The organism is Neisseria sp. P0008.S010, from assembly GCF_051962715.1.
In the GTDB taxonomy this organism is placed as follows: Bacteria; Pseudomonadota; Gammaproteobacteria; order Burkholderiales; family Neisseriaceae; genus Neisseria; species Neisseria elongata.
On sequence record NZ_JBQCVA010000006.1, the window covers coordinates 1 to 10,723 of the forward strand.

Below are 10,723 nucleotides of genomic sequence, written 5' to 3' on the forward strand. Positions count from 1 at the left end.
ACCAGCGAGCTCATCGCTCTCACTTGGCAGGACATCGACTTCCAGAGGCAGTGCGTGCGCGTAAACAAAGCATCCGTGGCTGGCAAGCTGAAAAGTACCAAAACCCACAGCTATCGAGACATCGAGCTCAATAGCCGTGCCTTAGAAGCCTTACGTAGGCAATGGCAAAGAACAGGGCTGGCAAACGGATACGTTTTCATCAATCCGAAAACCGGCAGCCCGTTTGAGAACGACAAAGTGCCGTGGAGACCATGGCAGCACGCAATAAAAATAGCGGGGGTAAGGTACAGGAAACCCTACAACACCCGCCATACATTTGCCACACTCAACCTCATGGCCGGAGCCAACCCCATGTGGGTAGCCCGGCAGATGGGACACAGCACCATGAAGATGCTACTTGAAAACTATTCCCGCTGGATTGACTTAGCCGACAAGCAGCGTGAAAAGTCTAAAATCGAGCAGCTTTTTGATGGGAAATGTGCCAATAGTGTGCCAAAAAACACAGAAATGAAGATAAGTATAGGATACTTATCGGATATCTTGGTGGAGGCGGGGGGAATTGAACCCCCGTCCGAAAGTCCTCTACAAAGCGTTCTACATACTTAGTCGTGTCTATTTAAAATCTTATTCCTATCATGCCGACCGACAGGCCTTCTAGGAACCAGTTACCTTAAATCTTACTCCCTACCAAGTAACCCGATAGGAAACCAGTCAATGTAAAATGACGTTGCGGTAGCTTGCGCTACACAGCCCATTGACCAACTGCTGCAACGGCAGGCCTTAAGCGGCCAGTGCGTAAGTTTCGTCGTTTGCGACTATTTAGATTCAGTGTTTTACGGGAAATCTGAGACCCCGGTATGCCCGCATCTGCTTCGCAACCCCCGTCGAAACCAAGATCGCCCCCAGATAAAGAGAGACGGATTATAGCGGAATTTTTAAGAATCTGCCACCTCTGCCGCAACAAGCAGGATTTACGCTGCAATCTTGCCCAACTCGAAATATAAAACCGTCTTGAAAGAAGGCCGTCTGAAACTTTTCAGACGGCCTCTACTACTTTACTCTGCTGCCGGTTTGTCCAACAGGGCCTTCATCGACAAACGCACGCGGCCGCGGTCGTCCACCGCCAAAGCCTTCACCTTGACCGTTTGGCCGACTTGCAGATAATCGCCGACATTCTTCACCCGTTCGTGGACGATTTCGCTGACATGAACCAAACCGTCTTTGCCCGGCATCACTGTTACGATTGCACCGACATTATTGTCGAGGATTTTCACCACAGTACCTTCGTACACCTTGCCCACTTCCACTTCGGCGGTAATTTCTTCGATGCGTTTTCTCGCTGCTTCGCCCGCTTCTGATGTAGTGGCGGCAATTGTTACTGTGCCGTCGTCTTCGATATTGATTTCGGTACCGGTCTCGGCAGTGATGGCGCGGATGGTTTCGCCGCCTTTACCAATGACTTCGCGAATTTTATCGGGATTGATTTTCATGGTGTAAAGGCGCGGGGCATGCTGCGACAATTCCTGCGGGCCATCAACGGCTTCTTTCATCTGCGCCAGGATGTGCAGGCGGGCTTCTTTAGCCTGCTCCAACGCAATCTGCATGATTTCTTTGGTGATGCCTTGGATTTTGATGTCCATTTGCAGTGCGGTAACGCCTTCGGTCGTACCGGCCACTTTGAAGTCCATATCGCCCAAGTGGTCTTCATCGCCCAGAATATCGGTTAAGACGGCAAACTTGTTGTTTTCCAGAATCAAGCCCATCGCGATACCGGCCACGTGTGCTTTCAACGGCACGCCGGCAGACAGCAGGCTCAAGCAGCCGCTGCAAACGGAGGCCATGGAAGAAGAACCGTTGGATTCGGTGATTTCGGATACTACACGCATGGTGTAGCTGAAATCTTCCGGCTCAGGCAAGACGGCAATCAATGCGCGTTTCGCCAGGCGGCCGTGGCCGATTTCGCGGCGTTTGGGCGCACCCATGCGGCCGACTTCGCCGGTGGAATACGGCGGGAAGTTGTAATGCAGCATGAAGCGGTCGGTGTATTCGCCGGAGAGCGCGTCAATGATTTGCTCATCGCGCGAAGTACCCAAAGTGGCTACGGCAAGGGCTTGGGTTTCACCGCGTGTAAACAGGGCGGAACCGTGGGTGCGCGGCAGTACGCCGGTTTGGATATTGATCGGGCGGACGGTGCGGGTATCGCGGCCGTCGATGCGCGGTTGTCCGTCAAGAATCTGACCGCGGACCACATCGGCTTCCAGATGTTTGAAGATGCCTTTGATTTCATTGGCTGCCAACGTATCGGTGTCTTCATTGATCAGCGCGGCCTCAACGGCCGACCATGCTTCGGCGATTTTCGCGCTGCGTGCCTGTTTGGAACGGATTTTGAAGGCTTCCGCAATGGTTGCGCCTGCGATTTCACGCACTTTGGCCACCAATTCTTCATTGGTTTCGGGTGCTTTCCAATCCCACACTTCGGGATTGACTTCGTCGGCCAATTCGTTGATGGCGGCAATGACGGCCTGCATTTGCTCATGGCCGTACACCACTGCACCGAGCATCACGTCTTCAGGCAGGATTTGCGCTTCGGACTCCACCATCAGAACGGCTTTTGCCGTACCGGCCACCACTAAATCCAACTGGGATTTTTCCAGCTCGGACTTGGTCGGGTTCAACAGATATGCGCCGTCTGCATAACCGACGCGTGCCGCACCGATGGGGCCGGCAAACGGTACGCCGCTCAATACCAATGCGGCGGACGCGCCGATCATGGCGGGGATGTCGGAATCGATTTCGGGATCAAGCGAAACCACCATGGCTACGATTTGGATGTCGTGATAGAAGCCTTCGGGGAACAACGGACGGATGGGGCGGTCGATCAGGCGACTGGTGAGGATTTCTTTCTCGCTCTGTTTGCCCTCACGCTTGAAAAAACCGCCGGGGATTTTACCTGCGGCATAGGTGCGCTCAAGATAATCGACGGTCAGCGGGAAGAAGTCCTGCCCTGCTTTTACTTCTTTGTTGGCGGTAACGGCCACCAAGACAACGGTGTCGCCCATGGACACTTTAACCGCTGCAGCAGCTTGGCGGGCGATTTCGCCTGTTTCCAGCGTAACGGTATGTTTTCCGTATTGGAAGGTTTTGATATGTTTATCGAACATGTAAAGTCCTTTCGGTTTAAGCCGCAAAGCTAAAACACTAACACTGCACACTCGGCCGGACGGTAATGCGCAGTGTTAGGGTTTCAGACTATGCGGCGGTTGGAAATAATGCGGCAGTTGCCGACTGGTTTTCAGACGGCCTTTTTGAAGAATGAAAGGCCGTCTGAAAACTGGCGGATTATGCCATAAAAGGCTGTTCAAGCGTAAGGCCGTCTGAAACTTTAACGGTTTTCAGACGGCCTGCCGTTTGTATGCTATCTCTGGTTTCGGTCTATACAGGCATTGCAGGCTTTTTTCGGAAATATAAAGCAGACCCGCAAGCCGTTCGGCTGCATATTTTCCGCCTTGATGTTGCCGCAATGCTGTTCGACGATATGTTTGGCCAAGGCCAGTCCCAAACCTGTTCCCGGCTTGTTGCCGCTACTGTCCGCGCGATAAAAAGCGGTGAAAATATGCGGCAATTGGTTTTCAGCCACACCGGGGCCGTTGTCGGTAACATCCATCAGCCAATTTTTCGCATCCTGCCGCATATGGACTTTGATGGTGCTGCCTTCGGGGCTGTAATTCATGGCATTGCGGATTACGTTGTCAAATGCGCGGTAGAGGTAGCTTTCATTGGCCAATATTTCGGCATCTTCGGGCATTTTTTCTATCACCAGATCGACGATTTGGCCGTTTTTCTCCGCCAAAGTCTGACTGTCTTCCACCAGGTTCCGCATAAACGGCACCAGTTTCAAAGGCTCTTTTTCAAGTTTGACGTTGGCCGTTTCCAACCGCGACAAGGTCAGCAGTTCGCCTACCAGCGTGTCCATCCGCACCAGCTCGCTTTCCAAACGCTGCAAATATTGTTCCTGTTTTTGCGGTTGTGACTGTATCAGGCCGACAATCGCCTGCATCCGCGCCAGCGGCGAACGCATTTCGTGCGAAACATGGTGCAATAAATGCCGCTCTTTGGCCACCAGCTGTTGCAATTGCTGCGCCATTTTGTCGAACTGGATGGCCAGCTGGGAGAGTTCGTCGTCGCGGTTATCCATCAGCTGGGTAATGCGCGTTTCCAATTCGCCGGCCGCCAAACGCTTCATCCCTTGCCCGAGAATGCGTATGGGGCGCGTGATGTTGTTGGCCAGAATGTAGGCCAAAGCCAAACCGACCAGGAAAATAAATCCCAGAATGATGATTTCATGCCACGTCTGCTCCAAAGGCAGGCCGGGGATATACAGCGGACTCGGACGACGCTGGATTTCCGTGCTGTCCCAATTGCGGATGAAAAACAGATATTCTTCGCCCCAGCGGCCGTATTCCAAATGAACGCTTTTACTGTCCGGATTTTCCAACGCATACTCCCGCGCTTTCTCAATCCGCTTGGCATCTACTTTCCGCCCGAGCAAGTCGCTCTGTTCGTCGCCGGTGATGATGAGGATTTTTTCCGGACCCTGCCCCTCATGCCATCCCTGCAGCATTTCGCGCGCACCCGCCTCGCCGCGCACACGGAAAGCGGATACCGCATTGGCCAGCAGGATTTCGTCAATCGCACGCTGTTGGTTGAAATGGTTTTCGGCCTGCGACTGTTGAACCAGCCAGAATGAAAAACTCGCCACGAATATAGCGCAGATAATCACGGCGCAAAACGTGGCGAAGATACGTTGGAACAGCTTCATCTGAGCATCGGCTTTCTAATCAGTTTTTGACAAACAGATAGCCCAAACCGCGCACGGTTTGAATCAATGAAGCGTCGCCCAATTTGTGGCGGATACTGGAAATATGCACATCGATGCTGCGGTCGAATTTGGCCAGCTTGCGATCCAGCGCTTCGATGGAAAGGGTTTCCTTGCTGACAACCTGCCCGGCATGGCGCATCAGCACTTCCAGCAGATTGAATTCGGTGCTGGTCAATTCCAACGGGCCGTCGCCGATAGTGGCCTGCCGCTTCGACGGATAAAGGGTAACATTGCTGACCGACAGGCTGTTGGAAGCATTGCCCTGATCGTGCTGGTTTTGCGCCCGACGCAAAATGGCGTTGATACGCGCCAATAATTCGCGCGGGGTACTCGGTTTCGGCACATAATCGTCCGCACCCATCTCCAAGCCTATAATGCGGTCTATATCATCGCCTTTTGCCGTCAGCATGATAATTGGGATACTGCTTTGCGCCCGCACGGTTTTCAATACATCCAAGCCGTTCATTTTCGGCATCATGGAGTCGAGAACCACCACGTCGTACTGCCCGGACAAGATTTCCTGCACACCGGCCTCGCCGTCCGGCACGCTGCGCACTTCCAAGCCTTCCGCGGTCAGGTATTCGGTCAGAAGTTCGGTCAACAAGGCATCATCGTCTACTAATAATACTCGGCTCATGGTTTAATCCTTTGCGGTTGGTGGATTCAAAATCTTTACATTTCCCATCTTAACATGCCGACTTCGGTTTTAGATAGCATATCGGCCACCTGGTTTGCGCTTTTTTGCAATAATGCAAGCACCTTAACATTTATTTTTTCATGCCGTTCCGCGATAAGGCATTGTTGGAATATAGGAATATCAATTGGTTAAATACCCTGAGGTAAACCTCAAACGATGCAGGCAGCATAGAAGCATCAACGGATACGGTATTTAAACGGCCTTTCCGGCCTTTCTTGGCCCGCACTGTCCCGCCTCCCCGAAAACACGCGCCGTACAAATGCTTTCAGACGGCCTCAACCCGCTTGTATCACCTGTTTAAATTTGTCCGCCCCGTCGGCACGGCAGTATAATGCCTGCTGCACCGCCAGGCCGCCTGAAAGGTTTTTCAGACGGCCTCAACTCAATCACAGACAATAAGGCACTTCAATTATGGACGCATCGCAACTCACCCGAAACCTGGCCGGCATCGTCGGCGAAAAATACATCATCACCGACCCCGCGAAAACCGAACAATACCGCCAAGGCTACCGTTTCGGCGAGGGTAGGGCGTTGGCGGTGGTGCGCCCCGGAACCATTCTGGAAATGTGGAAAATTTTGCAGGCCTGCGTGGAAGCGGACGTGATTGTGATTACGCAGGCGGCGAATACCGGTTTGACGGGCGGTTCGACCCCCGACGGCAACGATTACGACCGCGACATCGTGATTGTGAACACCATGCGGATGAACATCATCCAAACCATCAACAACAACGAACAAGTCGTCTGCCTGCCCGGTTCGACACTGAACCAGCTCGAATTGCTGCTGAAACCTTTGGGGCGCGAACCGCATTCAGTCATCGGCTCTTCATGTATCGGCGCGTCCGTCTTGGGCGGCGTATGCAACAACTCCGGCGGCGCATTGGTGCAGCGCGGCCCTGCCTACACGGAAATGGCGCTGTTCGCCCAAATCAACAAAGAGGGCAAACTGGAGCTGATCAACCATTTGGGCATAGATTTGGGCGACACTCCCGAAGAAATCCTGACCAATCTTCAAGGCCATCATTATCAAAGAAAAGACATCACGCAAAACGCAGGCAAAGGACACGACCACGCCTATTGCGACCATGTGCGCCAAGTTGACGAGCCGACCGCCGCGCGTTTCAACGCCGACCCGGCGCGCCATTACGAAGCGTCTGGTTGTGCGGGCAAACTGATGGTTTTCGCCGTCCGTTTGGATACCTTCCCGCAAGAGAAGCAAACCGCCGTGTTCTACATCGGCACCAACGATATTAATGAACTGACCGACATCCGCCGCGCCGCCTTGGGCAAATTTGAAAGCCTGCCTGTTTCCGGCGAATACATCCACCGTCATGCTTTTGATATTGCTGCAGTGTACGGCAAAGACACGTTCTACGTCATCAAAAAATTTGGTACGCACCAACTGCCGAAATTATTTGATTTCAAAGCCAAAGTTGACCGATTCAGCAAAAAAATCAGCTTCCTGCCCAAACATTTTTCCGACAAGTTCATGCAGTTCGTCAGCAAACTCCTGCCCGACCACCTGCCCAAATCCATGCGCGATTACCGCGACAAATACGAACACCATCTGATTCTGAAAATGGGCGGAAAAGGCGTCGATGAAGCGCGCGCGTTCCTGAAAGAGTATTTTGCCCACCACGGCGGCGCGTTTTTCGAATGCAACGCCGAAGAAACCCAAGCTGCCATGCTGCACCGTTTTGCCGTCGCATCCGCCGCCGTCCGCTACCGTGCCGTGCATGACGACGAAGTGGAAGACTTGGTCGCGCTGGACATCGCCCTGCGCCGCGACGACCGCGACTGGTTTGAAAAACTGCCTTCGGAAATCGACAATAAAATCATCCACAAACTCTACTACGGACATTTCATGTGCCACGTTTTCCATCAGGATTACATCATCAAAAAAGGCAACGACTGCATGGCATTGGAGCACGAAATGCTCCATCTCTTAGACCAACGCGGCGCGCAATATCCCGCCGAGCACAACGTCGGCCATTTATACGAAGCGAAACCCGCGCTCAAGCAGTTCTACCGCAAACTCGACCCGACCAACAGTTTCAATCCGGGTATAGGTAAAACCAGTAAGAAGAAAAACTGGGCCGAGTAAAACAATGAGGCCGTCTGAAAAACCGAAAACCATCTTTCAGACGGCCTCAATCACCACAAACCGAACAAAAGAAAGGAAACTCATATGAGCACCCCGCAATCCGCCATCATCCCCGAAACCTTTACCGCCGCCATCTACATCGAAGCCGACGTACGCGATACGGCGAAAGTCAAAACCGCCTGCCGCGAAGCCCTAGCCGCACTGACCGACTGTCAAACCCGTTTTCCCGGACACGAACTGGGCATGACCATCGCCTTCGGTGCGGATTTTTGGCGCAGCCTGAACCACAGCGGCGAAGGCGAAGAAATCCGCCCGTTCGTACCGCTGGGCAACGGCCTGTGCCCGGCCACCCAATGCGATTTGATGATACACATCCAATCCGCCCATACCGGCCTGAACTACCTGCTGGCGGAAAAAGTGATGGCCGCCTTCGGCGAATCGGTTGAAATGAAAAACGAAACCCACGGCTTCCGCATGCCGGAAGAACGCGGCCTGGACGGCTTTGTAGACGGCACGGAAAACCCGCACGGCGACGAAAAAATCGCCTCCGTCGGCATCATTGCCGAAGGGAAAAGCGCGGGCGGCAGCTATGTGGTGCTGCAGCAATACCTGCACGACCTGAAAAAATGGGACGGCATCGGTGTGGCCCAACAAGAACAGGCCGTCGGCCGCAGCAAAGAAGACAACATCGAATTTCCCCGCGAAGAGCGGCTGCCCGATTCGCACCTGGGCCGTACCAACATCAAAGAAAACGGCGTCGGCCTGAAAATCGTCCGCCGCAGCCTGCCTTTCGGCCATATCGGCGGCGAACACGGCCTGCAATTCATCGCCTACTGCGCCAGCCTGCACAACATCGACGAACAGCTGAAATTTATGTTCGGCGAAAAAGACGGCAAAATCGACCTGCTGCTGAAACACATGTCCACTGCCAAACGCAGTGCCTATTACTATGCGCCGAGTGTCGAGCGTCTGGCCGATTTGTAAGGCTTCGGAACGTTGAGGCCGTCTGAAACGGCAAATACAAAAATCAGGACAACGCGGCTTTGCATTGTCCTGATTTTGTTTGATCCTGCCTTTTCAGACGGCCTTTATCCAACCGCCTACAAACCGCCCGAACCGACACCGTTGGCAATATCGCGCACGGCGGTTACATACATCCGGCTGTGGTTGTACTGCCAAACCGCATAAAAATTATTCAGGCCGATATAGTATTCGTAAAGGCCGGGCGATACTTCCAGCTTGAATAAAACCGCGCGCTCGTGATCGGCCACCGGCTCTTGGATTTCAACCCCCATCCGGCGCAACTGACCGACGGTGTATTTCAACTCGGTTTTTTCCTCGATAACAGCATCAAGCTTCGGGGTCGGCGTGAGCAGCACCGGAACCACCATTTTTCCGCCCGTCTTCCAACCGTGCGATTTCAGGTAATTCGCTACAGATGCGGCCACATCGGGCACACTGCCCCAAATGTTCCTATGTCCGTCGCGGTCGTAATCCACCGCCCATTTTCGGTAGCTCGAAGGCATAAATTGCGGCATACCCATCGCGCCGGCATAACTGCCGGTAAACCAGAACGGATCCTGATCTTCCTCTTTGCTCATCAGCAAGAGTTCGTGCAACTCTTTTCGGAAGAAGTCCGCACGGCGCGGATAATCGAAAGCCAAGGTAGAAAGCGAATCGGCCAAACGGAAGCTGCCCATATTGCGGCCGTAATTGGTTTCGATGCCGACGATGGCGACAATGACTTCCGCCGGCACGCCGTATTCTCGCGCCACTTGGTCGATGACCTGGCGGTTTTTCATATAGAAATTGCGGCCGTCGGCGATTTTGGCCGCCCCCGCATTGCCTTTTTGGAATTCATACCACGGCCGCGACGTACCCGGCTTATTCATGATATTGATAATATTGGGTTTATACACCACACCATTAAAAAAGGCTTGGAGTTCGGCTTTATTGTAACGGCCGTTTGCCGCTTCAAAATCGATAAACCGCTGCACATTGTCGTTGCCGTTGAAACCCACCAGCGACACGGAGGCGGCAGACTCATCGAATTTCGGCATTTGCTGCACGGGGGTAACGGTTGTTTGCCGCACCACAGGCTCGGAAGCAGGTTTCTGCTCGGAGCTGCAAGCCGCCAGAATCAGTGCGGCGGCGAATAAGGGAAGTGTTTTTTTCATAATCCGTCCTTGTGTTTGGGTTGGCCGTAGCGCGCCCATATTGTCAGGCGGCGGTAAGCCTGCCGTCCGGCGGCATCCGCAGGCAGGCACTGGCGGATAACCCGCCCGCCCACGCGCCAGTGTAAAAAACAAACCGCGCGGTGAACCATGCTGCCCGGCAGAAGCACGGCCTCAAAAGCCGTTTGGTTCCGTCGCATCAGCAATGCCGCCCTGCCCTTGGCATCGATGCTGATGCGGGCAACCGAATCACGGCCGAAACCGCAGCCGGCATATAAGGCGTAGAGAAGCGAAAACGCCAAAGCGGCCAAACCTGCCGCCATCCGCCATCCTTCGAAATACAGCCCGCAGACGGCGATGGCAGCAACATGCAGGGCAACGACCAAAACAATCAGCATCCGCGAAGGCCTGACTTCGACGATAAACGGCTGCACGGTATTACATCATATTGTCGAATACAGGCTCGATTTTGATGTCGGCATCATCCATATCCAACACCATATCGTGGATTTCGACATCGAAAAACGCCCAGAAAGCCTCTAAGCCCATATCTTGCGGCCAATGCTTCTGCGGCACCTCCCATGAAGAGACTTCCGCTTCGAAAATTTGGCGGTAACGTTCGTCGAAATAGCCGACCACCGCTTCCGGCGTATCGAATTCGGGCACCAAAAACACCGAGCAGTTGCTGCGTATCTGCTCCAACGTCAATTCGGGCATATTTTCATCGGTGGACTTCAGCCAATCGAGGAATTTCTGCGTCGGTTTCAGTACCACGGCACTGCGGTCTACAAAATACATATCGTTTCCTTACAACAAAGGCAGGGGATTGTACTGGATAACAGGCCGTCTGAAAACGAAGCTTCCGTTAGG

Annotated in this window: 8 protein-coding genes, 1 other RNA gene and 1 pseudogene; 3 read left to right on the plus strand and 7 right to left on the minus strand. The window is 53.4% G+C overall.

Annotation, left to right across the window (positions count from 1 at the left end):
* Nucleotides 1-12 precede the first annotated feature (12 nt).
* A pseudogene (locus ACTHSL_RS02850) lies at nucleotides 13-399 on the plus strand (site-specific integrase); the annotation flags it as partial.
* A 142-nt stretch (nucleotides 400-541) separates the two neighbouring features.
* Here ACTHSL_RS02850 and ssrA read toward each other — a convergent pair.
* The 4 genes from ssrA to ACTHSL_RS02870 form a co-directional block, all read right to left on the minus strand.
* Nucleotides 542-904: a transfer-messenger RNA gene (ssrA, locus tag ACTHSL_RS02855) on the minus strand.
* A gap of 151 nt (nucleotides 905-1,055) precedes the next feature.
* Nucleotides 1,056-3,161: a polyribonucleotide nucleotidyltransferase gene (gene pnp, locus ACTHSL_RS02860; RefSeq protein WP_440380265.1), complete on the minus strand. Its 2,106-nt coding sequence runs from the start codon at nucleotides 3,159-3,161 to the stop codon at nucleotides 1,056-1,058.
* Nucleotides 3,162-3,415: 254 nt separating this feature from the next.
* Nucleotides 3,416-4,819 carry a HAMP domain-containing sensor histidine kinase gene (locus tag ACTHSL_RS02865; RefSeq protein WP_107918631.1) on the minus strand — a complete coding sequence of 468 codons (1,404 nt, stop codon included), beginning with the start codon at nucleotides 4,817-4,819 and terminating at the stop codon, nucleotides 3,416-3,418.
* Between the two features lie 19 nt (nucleotides 4,820-4,838).
* On the minus strand, nucleotides 4,839-5,516 hold the full coding sequence (locus ACTHSL_RS02870; protein ID WP_003774461.1) for a response regulator transcription factor: 678 nt from the start codon (nucleotides 5,514-5,516) through the stop codon (nucleotides 4,839-4,841).
* 471 nt (nucleotides 5,517-5,987) lie between these two features.
* Here ACTHSL_RS02870 and dld point away from each other — a divergent pair, with 471 nt between their 5' ends.
* A complete protein-coding gene (gene dld / locus ACTHSL_RS02875) occupies nucleotides 5,988-7,679 on the plus strand; it encodes a D-lactate dehydrogenase (RefSeq protein WP_440380266.1) in 1,692 nt (563 codons plus the stop codon).
* Between the two features lie 84 nt (nucleotides 7,680-7,763).
* Nucleotides 7,764-8,663 (plus strand): Dyp-type peroxidase, encoded by a 900-nt coding sequence (locus tag ACTHSL_RS02880; protein WP_440380267.1) that lies wholly within the window; start codon nucleotides 7,764-7,766, stop codon nucleotides 8,661-8,663.
* Nucleotides 8,664-8,779: 116 nt separating this feature from the next.
* On the opposite strand, the gene mltB is transcribed toward ACTHSL_RS02880, so the two are convergent.
* Genes mltB through ACTHSL_RS02895 form a run of 3 tightly spaced genes read right to left on the minus strand, consistent with a single transcriptional unit; the run spans nucleotide 8,780 to nucleotide 10,651 of the window.
* Nucleotides 8,780-9,856 carry a lytic murein transglycosylase B gene (gene mltB / locus ACTHSL_RS02885; protein WP_440380268.1) on the minus strand — a complete coding sequence of 359 codons (1,077 nt, stop codon included), beginning with the start codon at nucleotides 9,854-9,856 and terminating at the stop codon, nucleotides 8,780-8,782.
* Nucleotides 9,853-10,287 carry a protein YgfX gene (locus ACTHSL_RS02890; RefSeq protein WP_070453811.1) on the minus strand — a complete coding sequence of 145 codons (435 nt, stop codon included), beginning with the start codon at nucleotides 10,285-10,287 and terminating at the stop codon, nucleotides 9,853-9,855. The genes mltB and ACTHSL_RS02890 overlap by 4 nt, the downstream gene beginning before the upstream one ends.
* Before the next feature lie 4 nt (nucleotides 10,288-10,291).
* The gene (locus tag ACTHSL_RS02895) at nucleotides 10,292-10,651 is read right to left on the minus strand and encodes a hypothetical protein (protein WP_107970534.1); all 360 of its coding nucleotides are present in this window, start codon (nucleotides 10,649-10,651) and stop codon (nucleotides 10,292-10,294) included.
* Nucleotides 10,652-10,723: the final 72 nt, after the last annotated feature.

Coding starts and splice junctions, on each gene's coding strand:
- dld (WP_440380266.1), top strand. CDS start 5,988: ATGGACGCATCGCAACTCACCCGAAACCTGGCCGGCATCGTCGGCGAA.
- ACTHSL_RS02865 (WP_107918631.1), bottom strand. CDS start 4,819: ATGAAGCTGTTCCAACGTATCTTCGCCACGTTTTGCGCCGTGATTATC.
- pnp (WP_440380265.1), bottom strand. CDS start 3,161: ATGTTCGATAAACATATCAAAACCTTCCAATACGGAAAACATACCGTT.
- ACTHSL_RS02870 (WP_003774461.1), bottom strand. CDS start 5,516: ATGAGCCGAGTATTATTAGTAGACGATGATGCCTTGTTGACCGAACTT.
- mltB (WP_440380268.1), bottom strand. CDS start 9,856: ATGAAAAAAACACTTCCCTTATTCGCCGCCGCACTGATTCTGGCGGCT.
- ACTHSL_RS02895 (WP_107970534.1), bottom strand. CDS start 10,651: ATGTATTTTGTAGACCGCAGTGCCGTGGTACTGAAACCGACGCAGAAA.
- ACTHSL_RS02880 (WP_440380267.1), top strand. CDS start 7,764: ATGAGCACCCCGCAATCCGCCATCATCCCCGAAACCTTTACCGCCGCC.